The 16,679-nt window shown below is 64.0% G+C and carries 16 protein-coding genes; 9 read left to right on the top strand and 7 right to left on the bottom strand.

Features of this window, described 5'->3' with window-relative positions:
• Nucleotides 1-66 precede the first annotated feature (66 nt).
• Nucleotides 67-1,200, bottom strand: a complete 1,134-nt coding sequence (locus BcanWU425_RS27655) for a nitronate monooxygenase (protein ID WP_204510636.1) — start codon at nucleotides 1,198-1,200, stop codon at nucleotides 67-69.
• A gap of 306 nt (nucleotides 1,201-1,506) precedes the next feature.
• Here BcanWU425_RS27655 and yghU point away from each other — a divergent pair, with 306 nt between their 5' ends.
• Nucleotides 1,507-2,388 carry a glutathione-dependent disulfide-bond oxidoreductase gene (gene yghU / locus BcanWU425_RS27650; protein ID WP_204510637.1) on the top strand — a complete coding sequence of 294 codons (882 nt, stop codon included), beginning with the start codon at nucleotides 1,507-1,509 and terminating at the stop codon, nucleotides 2,386-2,388.
• A 49-nt stretch (nucleotides 2,389-2,437) separates the two neighbouring features.
• Here the strand turns inward: yghU and BcanWU425_RS27645 are convergent, their stop codons facing one another.
• The 3 genes from BcanWU425_RS27645 to BcanWU425_RS27635 all read right to left on the bottom strand — a co-directional run bounded on the left by BcanWU425_RS27645 (nucleotide 2,438) and on the right by BcanWU425_RS27635 (nucleotide 5,260).
• Nucleotides 2,438-3,715 (bottom strand): acyl-CoA dehydrogenase family protein, encoded by a 1,278-nt coding sequence (locus BcanWU425_RS27645; RefSeq protein ID WP_027516797.1) that lies wholly within the window; start codon nucleotides 3,713-3,715, stop codon nucleotides 2,438-2,440.
• Nucleotides 3,716-3,988: 273 nt separating this feature from the next.
• On the bottom strand, nucleotides 3,989-4,369 hold the full coding sequence (locus BcanWU425_RS27640; protein ID WP_204510638.1) for a VOC family protein: 381 nt from the start codon (nucleotides 4,367-4,369) through the stop codon (nucleotides 3,989-3,991).
• Nucleotides 4,370-4,480: 111 nt separating this feature from the next.
• Nucleotides 4,481-5,260: an SDR family NAD(P)-dependent oxidoreductase gene (locus BcanWU425_RS27635; protein WP_204510639.1), complete on the bottom strand. Its 780-nt coding sequence runs from the start codon at nucleotides 5,258-5,260 to the stop codon at nucleotides 4,481-4,483.
• Nucleotides 5,261-5,425: 165 nt separating this feature from the next.
• Here BcanWU425_RS27635 and BcanWU425_RS27630 point away from each other — a divergent pair, with 165 nt between their 5' ends.
• Genes BcanWU425_RS27630 through BcanWU425_RS27620 form a run of 3 tightly spaced genes read left to right on the top strand, consistent with a single transcriptional unit; the run spans nucleotide 5,426 to nucleotide 7,577 of the window.
• Nucleotides 5,426-6,214 carry an enoyl-CoA hydratase/isomerase gene (locus BcanWU425_RS27630; protein ID WP_026233276.1) on the top strand — a complete coding sequence of 263 codons (789 nt, stop codon included), beginning with the start codon at nucleotides 5,426-5,428 and terminating at the stop codon, nucleotides 6,212-6,214.
• On the top strand, nucleotides 6,211-7,197 hold the full coding sequence (locus BcanWU425_RS27625; RefSeq protein WP_204510640.1) for a phosphotransferase family protein: 987 nt from the start codon (nucleotides 6,211-6,213) through the stop codon (nucleotides 7,195-7,197). Before BcanWU425_RS27630 ends, BcanWU425_RS27625 begins: the two co-directional genes overlap by 4 nt.
• A 2-nt stretch (nucleotides 7,198-7,199) precedes the next feature.
• A complete protein-coding gene (locus tag BcanWU425_RS27620) occupies nucleotides 7,200-7,577 on the top strand; it encodes a DUF6285 domain-containing protein (RefSeq protein ID WP_204510641.1) in 378 nt (125 codons plus the stop codon).
• Between the two features lie 146 nt (nucleotides 7,578-7,723).
• On the opposite strand, the gene BcanWU425_RS27615 is transcribed toward BcanWU425_RS27620, so the two are convergent.
• A complete protein-coding gene (locus BcanWU425_RS27615) occupies nucleotides 7,724-8,503 on the bottom strand; it encodes an enoyl-CoA hydratase-related protein (RefSeq protein ID WP_204510642.1) in 780 nt (259 codons plus the stop codon).
• Between the two features lie 210 nt (nucleotides 8,504-8,713).
• On the opposite strand from BcanWU425_RS27615, the gene BcanWU425_RS27610 reads away from it, so the two are divergent.
• The gene (locus BcanWU425_RS27610; RefSeq protein WP_204510643.1) at nucleotides 8,714-9,988 is read left to right on the top strand and encodes an acyl-CoA dehydrogenase family protein; all 1,275 of its coding nucleotides are present in this window, start codon (nucleotides 8,714-8,716) and stop codon (nucleotides 9,986-9,988) included.
• Nucleotides 9,989-10,154: 166 nt separating this feature from the next.
• On the opposite strand, the gene BcanWU425_RS27605 is transcribed toward BcanWU425_RS27610, so the two are convergent.
• Nucleotides 10,155-11,732, bottom strand: coding sequence for a fatty acid--CoA ligase (locus BcanWU425_RS27605; RefSeq protein WP_204510644.1), 1,578 nt, complete (start codon nucleotides 11,730-11,732; stop codon nucleotides 10,155-10,157).
• A gap of 134 nt (nucleotides 11,733-11,866) precedes the next feature.
• The gene (locus tag BcanWU425_RS27600; protein ID WP_018456968.1) at nucleotides 11,867-12,739 is read right to left on the bottom strand and encodes an SDR family oxidoreductase; all 873 of its coding nucleotides are present in this window, start codon (nucleotides 12,737-12,739) and stop codon (nucleotides 11,867-11,869) included.
• A gap of 116 nt (nucleotides 12,740-12,855) precedes the next feature.
• Between BcanWU425_RS27600 and BcanWU425_RS27595 the strand changes: the two genes are divergently transcribed.
• The 4 genes from BcanWU425_RS27595 (at nucleotide 12,856) to BcanWU425_RS27580 (ending at nucleotide 16,431) form a co-directional block, all read left to right on the top strand.
• Nucleotides 12,856-13,665 carry a crotonase/enoyl-CoA hydratase family protein gene (locus BcanWU425_RS27595; protein ID WP_204510645.1) on the top strand — a complete coding sequence of 270 codons (810 nt, stop codon included), beginning with the start codon at nucleotides 12,856-12,858 and terminating at the stop codon, nucleotides 13,663-13,665.
• Between the two features lie 128 nt (nucleotides 13,666-13,793).
• The gene (locus tag BcanWU425_RS27590; RefSeq protein ID WP_204510646.1) at nucleotides 13,794-15,338 is read left to right on the top strand and encodes an acyl-CoA synthetase; all 1,545 of its coding nucleotides are present in this window, start codon (nucleotides 13,794-13,796) and stop codon (nucleotides 15,336-15,338) included.
• Nucleotides 15,339-15,509: 171 nt separating this feature from the next.
• Nucleotides 15,510-15,914: a YccF domain-containing protein gene (locus BcanWU425_RS27585; RefSeq protein ID WP_018456965.1), complete on the top strand. Its 405-nt coding sequence runs from the start codon at nucleotides 15,510-15,512 to the stop codon at nucleotides 15,912-15,914.
• A gap of 292 nt (nucleotides 15,915-16,206) precedes the next feature.
• On the top strand, nucleotides 16,207-16,431 hold the full coding sequence (locus tag BcanWU425_RS27580) for a hypothetical protein (RefSeq protein ID WP_204510647.1): 225 nt from the start codon (nucleotides 16,207-16,209) through the stop codon (nucleotides 16,429-16,431).
• Nucleotides 16,432-16,679 lie beyond the last annotated feature (248 nt).

Here is a 16,679-nt window from a genome sequence, read left to right as displayed (position 1 = left end):
ATCAGGGTCTTTCCGCGATGGTAGTCTGGATTGCTTCGCTGCGCTCGCAATGACGGTGTGTGGCAATCACTCCGCCACCAGCGCATTCATGTGCTCGACGGCTTCGGCAAACTCTTCCTTGAACTCCTGCACCACCGCACCGGCCGACTTCACGCTGTCGATCAGCCCGACGCCCTGGCCGACGAAGTAACTCACGAGATCGCGCGCCTTGGCGTTGCCGCCCGCCGCGGCGCGGTCGATCGAGTTGAAGGCGTCGCGGCTGACGATACTTTGCAGCGGCATCGGCAATGCGCCGGGGCTCTCGGCTGCGCGCTCCCAGGCGTCGGTCCAGACCGAACGAAGTTGCCGTGCCGGCTTTCCAGTGCGGCCCTTCGAGCGCACCGCATCGCGCGACGATGCCGCGATCATCTTCTCGCGAAAGATCTCCGTGGTCTCGGACTCGACGGTCGCAAGCCACACCGAGCCGGTCCAGGCGCCCGCGGCACCCATCGCCATGCAGGCCGCCATCTGTCGTCCCGTCATGATGCCGCCGGCCGCCAGCACCGGCACGTCGCGGATATTCTTGATCGCCTTGATCACCTCGGGCACCAGCACCATGGTCGAGACCTCGCCGCAATGGCCGCCAGCTTCGGTGCCCTGGACCACGAGGATATCGACGCCGGCCGCGACCTGGCGCAGCGCGTGCTCCTTGGCGCCGACCAGGGCCGCGACCGGCACGCCGTGCTTCCTGCCCATCTCGATCATGGCCTTCGGCGGCACGCCGAGCGCATTGGCGATCAGGCGGATCGGGTGGTTGAACGAGACCTCCAGCAGCTCCAGCGCGGTCCTGCCATCGAACGGCTGCGGCTGGTTGTCGGCGACCTCGGTGGTCGTGAGTTCGATGTCGTATTTCTTCAGGAGATTGCGCGTGTAGTTGCGGTGCTCCTGTGGCACGCGCCCCTCAAGGCTCTTCCAGGTGACGTCCTTCTCGCCCGCAGTCGAGATGTTTTCGGGGATCAGCACGTCGATACCGTAGGGCTTGCCGTCAACGTGCTTGTCGATCCATCTCAGCTCGCGTTCGAGCGTATCCGGCGTGTGCACGGTAGCACCCAATACGCCAAACCCACCGGCGCGGCTGACAGCCGCGACGACATCGCGGCAATGGCTGAAGGCGAGCAGCGGGAAATCGATGCCCAGCATGTCGCAGATCGGCGATTTCATCGTTCTCTCCCGGCGGCCTCGCGTTGCTGTTGTCGCAATCTTGAGCGAAGGCTCGTCGACGCTAGACCATCGTCTTGCGCTATGCCAATCCGGATTTGGCAGCGCATCTTGCGTGCACACGCCGTGTTGCGCGAAGCCGTACGCCCGGCTCTGACAGATGCGGCTTCTCGTGATGGCCGTCCTCGGCTACGTCGGATGCATGACGCGGTCGCGAGGCCCGCGCCGGACGCAGGGCCGGCAGGGCTTGCCATCGGCCGTCCGTGGGCTAATTAATGCAGACGCATCTTTTTCGCCGGAGCCCTCCCCATGACCGACACCCCCGCCTACGTGCCGCCGAAAATCTGGACCTGGAACAAGGAGAACGGCGGGCAGTTCGCCAGCATCAACCGTCCCATCGCCGGTCCCACCCACGACAAGGAGCTGCCGGTCGGCAGGCATCCCTTCCAGCTCTATTCGCTGGCGACGCCGAACGGCGTCAAGGTCACCGTGATGCTGGAGGAGCTTCTGGCGCTCGGCCACAAGGGCGCGGAGTACGACGCCTGGCTGATCAGAATCGGCAACGGCGACCAGTTCGGCAGCGGCTTTGTCGACATCAATCCGAATTCCAAGATCCCGGCCCTGATGGACCGCTCCGGCCCGGAGCCGATCAGGGTGTTCGAGTCCGGCTCGATCCTGTTCTACCTCGCCGAAAAGTTCGGCGCCTTCCTGCCGAAGGACATCAAGAGCCGCACCGAGGCGATGTCGTGGCTGTTCTGGCAGATGGGCAGCGCGCCCTATCTCGGCGGCGGCTTCGGCCATTTCTATGCCTACGCGCCGACCAAGATCGAATATGCCATCGATCGTTTTGCGATGGAGACCAAGCGGCAGCTCGACGTGCTCGACCGCCGGCTCGCCGACAACGAATATCTCGCCGGCAGCGAATACACCATCGCCGACATGGCGGTGTGGCCCTGGTACGGCGCGCTCGCCAAGGGGCTGGTCTACGGCGCCGGCGAATTCCTGTCCGTGCAGGACTACAAGCACGTGCAGCGCTGGACCGACCAGATCGCCAAGCGCCCGGCCGTCAAGCGCGGCCGCATGGTCAACCGTGTCTCCGGAGATCCCGCCAGCCAGCTTCACGAGCGGCATGACGCTAGCGATTTCGAGACCAAGACGCAGGACAAGATCGGCGAGGTGGCCGCGTCGTAGCCCCTTCGCCTCTCCCCGCGTGCGGGGAGAGGGGAAGAGAGGCAGTTGTTCACGCCATGCTCAGCTCGTGGCGTCCCACCACCATCCAGTGCACCTCGTCCGGACCATCCGCGAAGCGGAGATGGCGCACGTCCTGATACATCTCCGCGAGCGGGGTCCAGTGCGAGATGCCCGTGGCGCCGTGCATCTGGATCGACTGGTCGATGATCTTGCAGGCTCGCTCCGGCACCATGGCCTTGACCATGGAGACCCAGACGCGGGCCTCCTTGTTGCCGAGCACGTCCATGGCCTTGGCGGCCTTCAGCACCATCAGCCGCATCGCCTCGATCTCGCAGCGCGCCTGCGCGATGATCTGCATGTTGCCGCCGAGATGGGCGATCTTCTTGCCGAAGGCTTCACGGGTGAGGCCACGCTGCACCATCAAATCGAGCGCCTTCTCGGCCTTGCCGATAGTGCGCATGCAGTGATGGATGCGGCCCGGGCCTAGCCGAAGCTGCGAGATCTCGAAGCCGCGGCCTTCGCCGAGCAGAATGTTCTCCTTGGGCACGCGCACGTTGTTGAAGCGCATGTGCATGTGGCCGCGCGGCGCGTGGTCCTGGCCGAACACGTACATGGGACCGAGCACCTCGACGCCGGGCGTGTCGCGCGGCACCAGAATCTGCGACTGCTGCTTGCTCGGCGCCGCATCCGGGTTGGTCTTCACCATCACGATGAGGATCTTGCAGCGGGGATCGCCTACACCGGAGATGTAATACTTCTCGCCGTTGATGACCCATTCGTCGCCAACGAGCTTTGCGCTCGTCGAGATGTTCTTGGCATCGGAGGAGGCGACGTTCGGCTCGGTCATGACATAGGCGGAGCGGATCTCGCCGTTCATCAGCGGCTTCAGCCACTTCTCCTTCTGCTCCTTGGTGCCGACGCGCTCCAGCACCTCCATGTTGCCGGTATCAGGCGCCGAGCAGTTCATGCTCTCCGATGCCAGTGGGCTCTTGCCGAGCTCGGATGCGATATAGGCGTAGTCGAGATTCTTCAGGCCCTGGCCGGTCTCGTCGTCGGGCAGGAAGAAGTTCCAGAGGCCTTCCTGCTTGGCCTTGTTCTTGGCCTTCTCCAGCACCTCGAGCTGCTTCGGCGTGAAGCTCCAGCGATCCTCTTTGCCTTCGCCGGCCTTGGCGAATTCGATCGACATCGGCTCGACGGTGTCGCGGATGAACTTCCTGACGTGATCGTAGAGCGGCCGGACCTGGTCCGACATCCTGAGGTCGTTGAGCTCGTCGCCGGGATTGAGGGTGTAGTTGGTGGTGCGGGGAATATAGGTGTGTTTTGTCATTGTTCCTCCCGGGGTCGCTGAGATCGCGTTGCGCCGGAGAATAGTCGCAGCGTCGCCAAAGTGCGAGCGCGCATTTTTTCCAACGCGAGCCATGCCATGCGATGGAATATCGCGGACGTTTGAAATGTTGTTTGAATGGGCGGCATTCTCGCTGTCATCGCCCGACTTGATCGGGCGATCCAGTACTCCGAGGCGTATGTGATCTATCGAGAAGCTGCGGCGTACTGGATGCCCCGGTCAAGCCGGGGCATGACAGCGGTGGTTGCGGCCGGCCTAGCTTGCCATCCGGTGCATCGCGCAGATCTTGTTGCCGTCGAGGTCACGCAAATAGGCAATATAGAGGTTGACGCCCGGGCCTTGACGGACACCAGGAGGATCTTCGCAAGGAACGCCGCCGGCGGCGATGCCGGCCGTATGCCATGCATTGACCTGTTCCGGCGAGTTGGCGGCAAAGCCGATGGTGCCGCCATTCGCAGGCGTCGCCGCTTCGCCGTTGATCGGCTTCGTCACCGAGAACACGCCCGTCTTGGTGATGTAGAAGATCCGACGGCCGTCGACGCGCGCCGGCCGCACTTCGAGCGTGGAGAGCAAATTGTCGTAGAACGTCTTGGCCTTGTCGAGGTCGTTGGTGCCGATCATCACGTGTGAAAACATTTGCCGTTCCCCTCATTATGATTTGTAGCCCGGATGGAGCGAAGCGTAATCCGGGTCTTGTTTGCTTTTGGCGGTCCCGGATTGCGCTGCGCTCCATCCGGGCTACGAGAATCAGAACGCCGTATAACCGCCGTCGATCACGAACGTATCCGCCGTGTGGTACGACGAGGCCTTGCTCATCAGATACACCGCGATGCCGCCGAAGTCGCTGGCCTCGCCGAAGCGCCGCACCGGAATTCGCGGCATCACGTTGGCGACGAATTTCTCGTTGGCCATCAGGCCCGAGGTCATGTCGCTCTTGATCCAGCCCGGCAGGATCGCGTTCGCGGTGACGCCGTGACGCGCCAGCTCGACGCCGAGCGCACGCACCAGCGCGTTGATCGCGGCCTTGGTCGCGGCATAGTGCTCGTTGCGCGCGGTGCCGAAGATCGAGGCGAGGCTCGAAGTCGCCACCAGCCGGCCGAAGCGATCGCCGGCCTCGGCGCGCGCGGTCATGTGTTTTGCGGCAGCCTGGAACGCGTGGAACACGCCGTCGAGATTGGTCGCAAACATCGTGCGCCATTCTTCCTCGGTGCGTTCGATAAAGGAGCGCCGGCCGCCGCCGCCGATGCCGGCATTGGCGAAGCAGCCGTCGACCCGGCCGAATGTGTCGAGCGTGGCCTTCATCGCGGCGTTGACCGAGGTCGGGTCGGTGACGTCGCAGACCCGCGTGTCGACCTTGCCTGATAGCCCGGCCAGGCTCGCGGCAGCGGCCTTGTTCTTGTCAGCATTCCGGCCCCAGATCGAGACGTTGCAGCCCTGGCCGGCGAGCGCCTGCGCGATGCCCAGCCCGATGCCGCCATTGCCGCCGGTGATCACGGCGACGCGTCCCGAAAGGTCGAAAAGGTTCATGGCGCGTTTCCTGTTTTTGCATCGTGCGCATCAGCCGCTGCGCGCAAGATTGCTTGCTATGCTCCGATCACCATGGACAAGACCGCGCCAAAAATCAAATATGCGCCCCGGCAAAAGCAATTCCGGTCTGCGAAACTGGTGCAGGCCGCAACTCACGAGGAAACCATGCAGTTCAAACACGTCACGCTCGATCTCGATGGTTCGGTCGCGATCCTCAAGCTCGACCATCAGGAGGTGATGAACGCGGTCTCCGTGGACATGCTGGGCGGTCTCTCAGAAGCGCTCGACACGATCGAGGAGAAGAAGGACGAGGTGCGCTGCGTGGTGCTGACGGGCGCAGGGCGGGCGTTCTGCACCGGGGCGAATCTCCAGGGCCGCAACAACCAGTCGAAGAAGACCAAGGCCGGCCTGACGCTCGAGACCGGCTTCCATCCCTTCCTGCGCCGCATCCGCAATCTGCATTGCCCGATCGTGACCGCGGTCAACGGCCCGGCGGCCGGCGCCGGCATGAGCTTCGCGCTGCTCGGCGACATGATCCTGTGCGCGCGCTCGTCCTATTTCCTGCAAGCGTTCCGCCGCATCGGTCTGGTGCCGGATTGCGGCTCGACCTGGCTCTTGCCGCGGCTGATCGGCAAGGCACGCTCGATCGAATTGTCGTTGATGGGCGAGCGGCTCCCGGCCGATAAGGCGCTGGAATGGGGCCTTGTGAATCGCGTCTATGATGACGGCGTGCTGATGGAGGAGGCGATGAAGCTTGCGCGCGACCTCGCCAGCGGCCCGACGGTCGCGCTGTCGCTGATCCGCAAGCTGTACTGGGACAGCCCGGAGAATTCCTTCGAGGATCAGCTCAATCTCGAATTTCAGTGCCAGCTCCATGCCGGCGACACGGATGATTTCCGCGAAGGTGTTGGCGCCTTCCTGGAGAAGCGTCCGGCGCAGTTCAAGGGCAAATGATCGAGGCTGAGCTTTCCCGCAGCGTTGCGCGCTGGTGCGAGGGGGCGACCGGCGTGACCGGCGCGGCCAAGCTGTCCGGCGGCGCCAGCCAGGAGACCTGGCGCTTCGACATCGTGCATCCCGACGAGCCGATCGGTGCGATCCTGCGCCGCTCGCCGAAGGGGTATGGCGCGGCGCCGACGCGCGCGGCAGGTCTCGGCGCGGAAGCGCAGCTGATGCAGCTTGCCTATGAGGCCGGCGTGCCGTCGCCGCGCGTGATGCATGTGCTCACGCCGGACGACGATCTCGGCACCGGCTTCATCATGCAGCGGGTCGAGGGCGAAACCATCGCGCGCAAGATTCTGCGCGACGACGAGTTTGCGGCGGCGCGGCCGCGTCTCGCACGGCAGATCGGCGGCGTGCTCGCGAAGCTGCACGGGCTGCCGCGGGACAAATTGCCCGAGCTGCGCAGCCGGTCCGCGACGGAGGAGATCTCTGAGTTCGAACGCGATTATCGCAGCCTGGACTGGCCCAAACCCGTCTTCGAGCTGGCGCTGCGCTGGCTCCGCGACCACGATCCGGGCCCTTCGGCCGAGACGACGCTGGTGCATGGCGATTTCCGCAACGGCAATCTCATCATTGGCGCCGACGGCCTGCGCGCGGTGCTGGACTGGGAGCTCGCCCATCTCGGCGATCCCATGGAGGATCTCGGCTGGGTCTGCGTCAACTCCTGGCGCTTTGGCGAGATCGACAAGCCGGTCGGCGGCTTTGGCTCGCGTCAGGAGCTGTTTGCCGGCTATGAGGCGGCTGGGCGCAAGGTCGATCCATCGCGTGTCAAATTCTGGGAAGTGATGGGCACGCTGCGCTGGGGCATCATGTGCGGCGGCATGATGCAGCGCTTTCGCGAGGGCCCGGACCATTCGATGGAACGCGCCATGATCGGCCGCCGCGCTTCCGAGACCGAGATCGATCTGTTGCGGCTGCTGGCGCCGCGGGGGAGTTGACCATGCAGGACGAGCCGACCCCGATCGAGCTGACGAAGTCGGTCGCCGATTTCCTCCGCAACGACATCGCGCCGCTGATCTACGGCCATCAGGCCTTCAAGCTGCGCGTCGCCATCAACATCCTCGACCTCGTGACGCGGCAGTTGACGCGGGAGGAGGGGAGCGACGCCGCTGAGGTGGAGCGGCTGCGTGCTCTGCTCGGCATGGACGGCTCGGTGACCGATCTCAACCGCACGCTGGCCGAGCGCATCGCCAAGGGCGAGGTCGATCTAGCGACGCCCGGCCTTGCCGAGCATCTGTGGCAGACGACCATGGACAAGCTTGCGGTGGACCAGCCGAATTACGCGTCGTACAAACGCGAACTCTCGCGAAGCGGGTAGGCGGTACTACACTCTCTGCTGTCATCCCCCGCGAAGGCGGGCGATCCAGTATTCCAGAGACGGCAGTGATTGAGCCGAGAAGCCGTGGCGTACTGGATGCCCCGGTCAAGCCGGGGCATGACGGCGGTGACGAGCCAAGCGACCCTTCACTTCCCCACCCATTTCGGCGGCCGCTTCTCCGCAAACGCCTTCGGGCCCTCGATGTAGTCCTGCGACGCCACCATCGCCTTCACGGCTGGATATTCGCGCTGTTCCTCGATCGCCTGCTCCAGCGACACGCCGAGGCCCTTCTGGATCGCCTGCTTTGAGGCGCGGATCGACATCGGCGAATTCTTGGTGATCATCTCAGCCCAGCGCAGCGCGGCCGTGAGCGCCTCGCCCTGCGGCACCACCTCGTTGACGAAGCCGAGTTCGAGACCCTCCTTAGCGCTGACATGACGCGCGGTGAGGATCATGCCCATGGCACGCTTCAGCCCGATCTGGCGCGGCAGCCGGTGCAGGCCTCCGGCGAGTGCGGCCAGCCCGACGCGCGGCTCGGGCAGCGCGAAGGTCGCGTTCTCCGAGGCAATGATCAGGTCGCAGGCCAGCGCAATCTCGAAACCGCCGCCCATCGCCACGCCATTGACCGCGGCGATGATCGGCTTGTCGCAGTCGAAGCGCGCGGTGAGGCCGGCGAAGCCGCCTTTGTCCCAGCCCCGCTTGCCGCCGGCGGCCTGCCATTTCAGATCGTTGCCGGCGCAGAACGCCTTGTCGCCGCTACCGGTGACGATCGCGATCCACTGCTCGGGATCGGCGGAGAAATCGTCAAACACCTTGTTGAGCTCGAAATGCGCGTCAGTGTGCAGCGCGTTGTAGACCTCGGGCCGCGACAGCGTGACGATCGTGATCGGCCCCTTGCGTTCCACTTTGGAAAAGTTCAGCTCCATCGCGCGCTCCCGCAGTTTCTCGTGAAGGAATATTGCCGGAATACTACCGCGCCTCCGCGCTAGAGCACCATCGAATTGCGCAATGCGCCTTGCGCATCCGGCACGCCTCCCATTGCTTGACTTGGCGGCGCTCTTCTCACCTTAATCGTGCGAAGCAAAGCTGCGCCCAGCGCCTTAACGCAAAACGAAAAAATCATCCGGGAGAGAGCCGTGGATTTCTCGCTGCCTGCCGATCTCGTCGCCTATCTCGCAGAGCTCGACCTTTTCATCGAACAAGAGATCAAGCCGCTGGAGGCGGCCGACGATAACATCCGCTTCTTCGATCACCGCCGCGAATGGGCGCGCACCGATTTCGAGAATGGCGGCCTGCCGCGCCACGAATGGGAGGCGCTGCTGCGCAAGGCCAAGGATCTCGCAGACGCCGCCGGCCATTTGCGTTTTGCGGTGCCGAAGCAATATGGCGGCAAGAATGGCTCCAACCTCTGGATGGCGGTCATCCGCGAGCACTTTGCCGCCAAGGGCCTCGGCCTGCACAACGACCTCCAGAACGAGCATTCCATCGTCGGCAACTTCCCCGTCGCCACCATGCTCGATCGCTACGGACGCGACGACCAGAAGGCGATGATCGACGGCTCGATCAAGGGCAAGTACCGCATCACCTTCGGCCTGACCGAGCCAAATCACGGCTCTGACGCCACCCATATGGAAGCGCGCGCGGTGCCCGCGACCCGTGACAACGTCAAGGGCTGGATCATCAACGGCGAGAAGATGTGGACGACCGGCATGCACGTCGCCACGCATTGCGCGCTGTTCGCGCGCACGTCAGGCAATGACGGCGATGCCCGCGGCATCACCTGCTTCCTGGTGCCGGCCACGAGCCATGGCGTGAAGATCGAAGAGTATATGTGGACCTTCAACATGCCGACCGATCATCCCCGCGTTAGCTTTACGGACGTGTTCGTGCCGGAGGATGCGCTGTTCGGCGAGGACGGTCGCGGCCTGTCGCTGGCGCAATGTTTTGTCCATCAAAACCGCATCCGGCAGGCAGCGAGTTCGTTGGGGGCAGCGGTCTACTGCATCAACGAGAGCGTGAAGTATGCGCGCGAGCGAAAACCGTTCGGCAAGGCGCTGGCCGAGAACCAGGCGATCCAATTCCCGCTGGTCGAGCTTGCGACGCAGGCCGAGATGTTGCGCCTGTTGATCCGCAAGACCGCCTGGGAAATGGACAAGCTCACCGAGGAGCAGATCGAGCGCACGCTCTCCGACCGCGTCTCGATGTGCAACTACTGGGCAAACCGCCTGTGTTGCGAGTCTGCCGACCGCGCCATGCAGGTTCACGGCGGCATGGGCTATTCACGCCACAAGCCGTTCGAGCACATTTACCGCCATCACCGCCGCTATCGCATCACCGAGGGCAGCGAGGAGATCCAGATCCGCAAGGTAGCGGGATTTTTGTTCGGCTATATGGGGCCGGGGAAGCATTGAGGGATTGTTGCGCGCAGTCTCTCCCCGGAGTCGTCCCGGCGAAGGCCGGGACCCATTACCCCACGGAGAAGTCGTAGCGCGAGACGGCAACTCCGAGTTTTCGCAAAACCCAATCCTGTGGCTATGGGTCCGCCTTCGCCGGGACGACGATGTGGCCGGAGTGGCGCTAATTCACCCTTCTATCCTTCCCGGCCCAATACGGCTCCCGCAACTGCCGTCGCAAAATCTTGCCTGACGGATTGCGCGGCAGGGCCGGCAGGAACTCCACGCTCTTCGGCGTCTTGAAGCCGGCGATGCGCTCGCGGGTGAAGTTGATGATGTCGGTGGCGGTCGCCTGCTTGCCCGGCTTCATCACTACGACGGCCTTCACCGCCTCACCCCATTTGTCGTCGGGTATGCCGATCACGGCAGCTTCCGCGACGTCGGGATGATCGCACAGCGCGCTCTCGACCTCTGCCGGGTAGATGTTCTCGCCGCCGGAGATGATCATGTCCTTGATGCGGTCGTGGATGTAGAGATAGCCGTCTTCGTCCATGTAGCCGGCATCACCCGTGCGCAGCCAGCCGTCGCCGCGCAACGTCGCGGCGGTGGCCTCCGGCAGGTTCCAGTAGCCGGCCATGTTGGAGCCCGAGCGCGTCGCGATCTCGCCGACCTCGCGCGGCGGCAGCGGCTTGCCGTCAACATCGAGGATCGCGATCTCGACGCCCGGTAGCGCCTTGCCGGCCGAGCGCATCCGCTCCAAGCCCTCGATATGATCCTCCGGCGGCAGCGCGACGATGGTGCCTGTCGTCTCGGTCATGCCGTACATCTGCACGAAGCCGCATTTGAAGATTTCGATGCATTCCTTCAGCAGCGCCGCCGGTATCGGCGAGGCGCCGTACAGCATGTATTTCAATCGCGAGAAATCGACAGTCCTCGCGCGCGGCTGCCGCACCACGAACTGCATCGCCGCCGGCACCATGAACAGCTTTGTGATGCCGGACTGCTCGAAGAAATCCAGCACCTTGGTCGGATCGAACTCGCGCGCGATCACGCCGCGGGCGCCGTGGTAGAGCCCCATCACGCCCCAGCCGGAGCCGCCGATATGGAAAATCGGCATCGCGACCAGCGACACGTCGTCGGTCGACCACCGGTTCCACTCGGGCTTGTCCTCGGCATTACCTGTTTGCACCAGGTTGAGGAAGTTCGCATGCGACAGCATCGCGCCCTTCGGCTTGCCTGTCGTACCCGACGTATAGAGCTGGATCGCGATGTCCTTCGTGTCGATCGGCACCTTGGGATCGTCGCCACTCTGTGCATCGCGCCAGGCTGTAAAATCCTGCCATTCCGGCGCGCCGCCTTCGGTGGTGATGACGCTGCGCACGTCCGGCAACTGGTCCTTGATCTGGCGGACCTGGGTGATGAACTCGGGTCCCACGAACAGCACCGGCGCTTTGCAATCGCTCACGATGAAGGCGACCTCGGGGCCCGCGAGCCGCCAGTTCACCGGCGCCATCACCACGCCGGCCTTCATCGCGCCCATCAGCAGCTCGAAATAGATATCGCTGTTTTTGCCGAGATAGGCGATGCGCTGGCCCTTGTTCACACCCATCGCGATCAGCGCATTGGCCACTTTATTCGTCTTGACGTCGAATTCGGCAAAGCTGGTGGCGCGCCCCTCGAACTCGAAGGCGATCGCGTTGCCGCGGCTCGTCGCGCGCTCGCGCACCATGTCGGCGAGATTGGCCAATGGCTGTGTGGTCATGTTTCTCCCATATCGTCTTGTTCTTATGTCGCGGAGTGTGGCGTCATCCGCGGGCGATGACAAGATGGGAGAGGGTACGCCATGGCTTCAGCGTAGTCGTCCTGGCTTTCGCCAGGACGACTACGGAGAGAGCCTCAGCCCCGCTTCGCACGGTCCTTTTCATTCTGCGCCATGATGCTCTCGCGTGCGGTTTTCCAGTCGTCGTCGCTCCAGTCGCGGAGCTGGTAGAAATTGCCGCCCATCGCGAGCGCCTGCGCGCCGTCCATGGCGATGGTCTCGCCGCTGATCCAGTCGCAACCGCCGGAGATCAGGAACACGGCGACGTTCTGCAATTCCTCCATGGTGCCGACGCGGCCCATCGGGTTCATCGCCTTGGTGCGCGCGCCGGCTTCGTCACCGGGCTTGATGCGCTTGCTCATGCCCTCGGTCGGGATCTCACCCGGCGCGATCGTGTTCAGCCGGATGCCGTAGCGGCCCCATTCGGTGGCGAGCGACATCGTCATGGCATGGATCGCCGACTTGCTCATCGCCGACGGCACCACGTAAGGCGATCCGTTGCGTACCCAGGTCGTGGTGATCGAGACGACGTTGCCGGGCTGCTTCAACGCGATCCAGCGCTTGCCGACCGCCTGCGTCACGTAGAACGTGCCGTGCATGACGATGTTGGCGACGGCGTCAAAGCCGCGCGGCGACAGCTCCTCGCTGCGCGAGATGAAATTGCCGGCGGCGTTGTTGATGAGGTCGGTGAGGGGGCCGTCGCGAAAGATGGTCTCGATCATCTCCTCGACCGCGAGCGCGTTGCGGATGTCGACGCCGTGGCTGGTGACGCGGCCGCCATGCTCAGCCATCAGCTCGGTCGCGGTCTCGTCGCAGACGATCTTGCGCCGGCCGCAGATGTGCACTTCCGCGCCGAGCTGGAGAAAGCGCGCCGCCATCGACTTGCCGAGCCCGGTGCCGCCGCCGGTCACGAGGATGCGCCGCCCCGCCAGAAGATTTTCCTTGAACATGGCTGTTTCCCCCGTCGCGATTGTCGGTTAATTGATCGATTGACTAAATCCGGCCGCCGGCTTCCTGTAAAGCGGCACCGAACAAGAACAGCCGGGAATCAGGGGAGAATTCATCCATGGAAGAGCGCGTCTCGATCTCGATCTCGGAAGGCGTCGCCGACGTGCGGCTGGTGCGCGCGGACAAGATGAATGCGCTGGATCAGGCCATGTTCGAGGCCCTTGTGGCCGCAACGGATCGGCTTTCGAAGGAAAAAGGCGTGCGCGTCGTGGTGCTGTCCGGCGAGGGCCGCGCCTTCTGCGCCGGTCTCGACATGGGGCGTTTTGCCGCCATGAAGGAAAAGGGCGGCAACGGAATTCCGGGTGGCGAAAATCGCGACCTCACCAAACGCACGCACGGCCAGGCGAATTTTGCGCAGCAGGCGGTGTGGGGCTGGCGCCAGCTTCCGGTGCCGGTGATCGCGGCGATCCAGGGCGTCGCCTTCGGCGGCGGCTTCCAGCTCGCACTCGGCGCCGACATGCGCTTCCTCACCCCCGATGCGCGGATGTCGGTGATGGAAATCAAATGGGGCCTGGTGCCAGACATGGCGGGCACGCCGATCCTGGCTTCGCTCGTGCGCGACGACATCCTGCGGGATCTCACCTACACCGGCCGCATCTTCTCCGCGCAGGAGGCGATGGCTTACGGTCTCGCCACGCGCATCTGCGACGATCCGCGCGCGAGCGCCCTCGAAGTCGCGCGCGAGATCGCGGGAAAAAGCCCTGATGCGATCCGCGCCGCGAAACGCCTGCTCAACAATCTTTCGGTCGATCCAGGCCCCGCGCTGCTTGCCGAGTCCGTCGAGCAGCAGAAGCTGATCGGCAGTGCGAACCAGACCGAGGCGGTGCGTGCCAATCTGGAGAAGCGCGCGCCGAAGTTTGCGGATTAGCGCAGACCTCATCCCGAGGAGCCGCGAAGCGGCGTCTCGAGGGATGGGCCACGGGCTCTCATGGTTCGAGACGGCGCCTTGCGCCTCCTCACCATGAGGGGCAACTTCAACAACAAAGAAAAACAACAATGAGCGAAACCTCAAATTTCCTCGGGATCGTCTCCGGCGAGCGCAGCCGCTCCCATGCCGAGGTCGCTGATCGTGCCGATCGCATCGCCGCGGGCCTCAGCCAAATCGGCGTTAGGCAGGGCGATTGCGTCTGCATGCTGATGCGCAACGACATCGCCTTCATCGAAGCCGCCTATGCCGCCATGCGGCTGGGCGCCTACGGCGTGCCGATCAACTGGCACTTCAAGCCGGAGGAGATCAACTACATCCTGAACGACACCGGCACCTCCGTGCTGATCGGCCATGCCGACATGCTGCATGCCTTGCGCGATGCGATTCCCCAAGGCGTCACCGTGCTCAGCGTGCCGACGCCCCCGGAGATCCTGTCCAGCTACAAGATCGATCCCGATCATCTGAAGACGCCGGACTTCGCGATCGATTTCGAATCCTGGCTCGCAGAGCACCAGCCCTATGACGGCCCGGTCGTGCCGCAGCCCATGAACATGATCTACACCTCGGGCACGACAGGCCACCCCAAGGGCGTACGGCGCAACGCGCCGACGCCGGAGCAGGCGGCTGCCGGCGAGCGCATGCGCGCGATGATCTACGGGCTCAAGCCCGGCGCCCGCACGATCCTGCCGGGCCCGCTCTATCACTCCGCGCCGAACTCGTTCGGCATTCGCGCGGGAAAACTCGGCGGCGCACTGGTGCTGATGCCCCGCTTCGAGCCCGAGGAATTTCTCGAGCTGATCGAGCGCTACAAGATCGACACCATCTTCATGGTGCCGACCATGTTCATCCGCCTGATGAAGCTGCCGGAGGAGGTGCGCAAGCAATACGACGTCTCCTCGCTCCGCCACATCATTCACGCCGCAGCACCCTGTCCGGCGGACGTCAAGCGCGCCATGATCGAATGGTGGGGGCCGGTGATCTATGAATTCTACGGCTCGACCGAATCCAGCGCCGTCACCTTCGCGACCTCCGAGGACGCGCTGAGGAAGCCCGGCACCGTCGGCAGGATTTCGCCCGGCGCCGAGCTGCGCTTCATCGGTGAGGACGGACGCGTGCTGGGTGTAGGCGAGATCGGCGAGATCTACTCGCGCATGGCCGGGATGGCCGATTTCACCTACCACAACAAGCCGGAGAAGCGCGCCGAAATCGATCGCGACGGCTTCATCACCTCCGGCGACGTCGGCTATATCGACGAAGAGGGCTACGTCTTCATCTGCGACCGCAAGCGCGACATGGTGATCTCGGGCGGCGTCAACATCTATCCGGCCGAGATCGAGTCCGTGCTGCACGCGGTGCCCGGCGTGCATGATTGCGCGGTGTTCGGCATCCCCGATGCCGAGTTCGGCGAAGCGCTGATGGCGGTGGTCGAGCCGCAAGCCGGCGTTACGCTGGATGCCGCCGAAATCCGCACCCGCCTGAAGGCCTCGCTTGCCGACTACAAGGTCCCAAAGCACATCGAGATCCGCACCGGGCTGCCGCGCGAAGACTCCGGCAAGATCTTCAAGCGGCGCCTGCGCGATCCCTATTGGGAGCAGGCGGGGCGGAAGATCTAGCGGTGCGTAGCCCGGGTGAGCGAAGCGATACCCGGGATAACAACCAGTAAGACCCGGATGTCGCTTCGCTCATCCGGGCTACACGAGCACGCGAATACGTGAGCGGCTTTATCGATCGCAACCTCGCGCATCGTGCTATACTCACGGGATCATCGACCTTCGGATCATCCCATGGCTCCCGTTTCCATCCTGCTCAACCTGCTCTGGATTCTCATTGGCGGCGCCTGGATGGCGCTCGGCTGGCTGGTCGCCGCGGTCATCATGGCGGTCACCATCATCGGCCTGCCCTGGGCGCGGGCGGCGTTCAATATCGCCGTCTACACGCTGATGCCGTTCGGCTCGCGGGCGGTCAGCCGCTATGAGGTCACCGGTGTCGAGGATGTCGGCACCGGCCCGCTCGGGGTGATCGGCAACATCATCTGGTTCGTGCTCGCCGGCTGGTGGTTGGCGCTCGGCCACCTCTTCACCGCCGTGGCCCTCGCGATCACCATCATCGGCATTCCCTTCGCCTGGGCCCACCTCAAGCTCGCCGGCATCGCGCTCTGGCCGATCGGCAAGGTGATCGTGCCGGCTTAAGGCAAACTCGTAGGATATCCTACGCCTCCGCAATGCGTCACATTTCATTGCAACTTTTTCCCGGCTTCATTGTTGACGAGCGGGAGCGAACGCGGCCGCAATGTGCCGCGGCTGGCCCTTGGTTCATTCTTATCGGGAGGCGATTGCATGAAGTGGCTTTGCTTGGTGGGCTTTGTGGCGGGGGCCGTTGCTTTGACACCCACACCTTCTGCTTCGGCGATGCCCGTTGCCAAGCCGGACACACTGGGCGCGTCTCAGACTGACACCATCGAGGTCAAGGGCGGCCACGGACATGGCGGTGGCCACGGGTGGGGTCATCGCGGCGGCCGTGGTCATCATTACGGCTGGGGCAGAGGCCGAGGCCATCACTATGGTTGGCGGCACCATCGCCACTGGTAAGCGTCACTATTTGGAGTTGGGTGGGCCGCTCAATGCTTCCGACCCACAATCCCTCGCGTTGCCCGACGGGCAAAACCTGCCACATGCAGGTCAATCGATCGGTTCTCCAATATTCTGATTGACCGAATTCGCTTCTTCGGGTAAACCGCAAACTATTCCGGCCCGCTAAAAAGGGCGTTTCGCGATCGTCACGATACGTGAGCCGAGATGCGATGGACGCGGCAGCGCCGGCGCGTGACGAGGTGGCAGGGCGGGCTACGCCTGTGAGCCATCGCGATCCGCGCGAACGACCCGGCGCGGTCACAGCGTTTCTATTCGACTTCGGGGGCGAGCACGCGCGAGCTTCCGGATGTCCGGGGAGGGACG

Origin of the sequence: Bradyrhizobium sp. WU425 (assembly GCF_021052305.1) — a bacterium.
GTDB lineage: Bacteria > Pseudomonadota > Alphaproteobacteria > Rhizobiales > Xanthobacteraceae > Bradyrhizobium > Bradyrhizobium canariense_D.
This window is presented reverse-complemented; position numbering and strand designations above follow the sequence as displayed.

Excerpts from the sequence above, each read along its gene's own strand:
- BcanWU425_RS27655 (WP_204510636.1), bottom strand. The coding sequence starts at position 1,200 with ATGAAATCGCCGATCTGCGACATGCTGGGCATCGATTTCCCGCTGCTC.
- yghU (WP_204510637.1), top strand. The coding sequence starts at position 1,507 with ATGACCGACACCCCCGCCTACGTGCCGCCGAAAATCTGGACCTGGAAC.
- BcanWU425_RS27645 (WP_027516797.1), bottom strand. The coding sequence starts at position 3,715 with ATGACAAAACACACCTATATTCCCCGCACCACCAACTACACCCTCAAT.
- BcanWU425_RS27640 (WP_204510638.1), bottom strand. The coding sequence starts at position 4,369 with ATGTTTTCACACGTGATGATCGGCACCAACGACCTCGACAAGGCCAAG.
- BcanWU425_RS27635 (WP_204510639.1), bottom strand. The coding sequence starts at position 5,260 with ATGAACCTTTTCGACCTTTCGGGACGCGTCGCCGTGATCACCGGCGGC.
- BcanWU425_RS27630 (WP_026233276.1), top strand. The coding sequence starts at position 5,426 with ATGCAGTTCAAACACGTCACGCTCGATCTCGATGGTTCGGTCGCGATC.
- BcanWU425_RS27625 (WP_204510640.1), top strand. The coding sequence starts at position 6,211 with ATGATCGAGGCTGAGCTTTCCCGCAGCGTTGCGCGCTGGTGCGAGGGG.
- BcanWU425_RS27620 (WP_204510641.1), top strand. The coding sequence starts at position 7,200 with ATGCAGGACGAGCCGACCCCGATCGAGCTGACGAAGTCGGTCGCCGAT.
- BcanWU425_RS27615 (WP_204510642.1), bottom strand. The coding sequence starts at position 8,503 with ATGGAGCTGAACTTTTCCAAAGTGGAACGCAAGGGGCCGATCACGATC.
- BcanWU425_RS27605 (WP_204510644.1), bottom strand. The coding sequence starts at position 11,732 with ATGACCACACAGCCATTGGCCAATCTCGCCGACATGGTGCGCGAGCGC.
- BcanWU425_RS27600 (WP_018456968.1), bottom strand. The coding sequence starts at position 12,739 with ATGTTCAAGGAAAATCTTCTGGCGGGGCGGCGCATCCTCGTGACCGGC.
- BcanWU425_RS27595 (WP_204510645.1), top strand. The coding sequence starts at position 12,856 with ATGGAAGAGCGCGTCTCGATCTCGATCTCGGAAGGCGTCGCCGACGTG.
- BcanWU425_RS27590 (WP_204510646.1), top strand. The coding sequence starts at position 13,794 with ATGAGCGAAACCTCAAATTTCCTCGGGATCGTCTCCGGCGAGCGCAGC.
- BcanWU425_RS27585 (WP_018456965.1), top strand. The coding sequence starts at position 15,510 with ATGGCTCCCGTTTCCATCCTGCTCAACCTGCTCTGGATTCTCATTGGC.
- BcanWU425_RS27580 (WP_204510647.1), top strand. The coding sequence starts at position 16,207 with ATGGCGGTGGCCACGGGTGGGGTCATCGCGGCGGCCGTGGTCATCATT.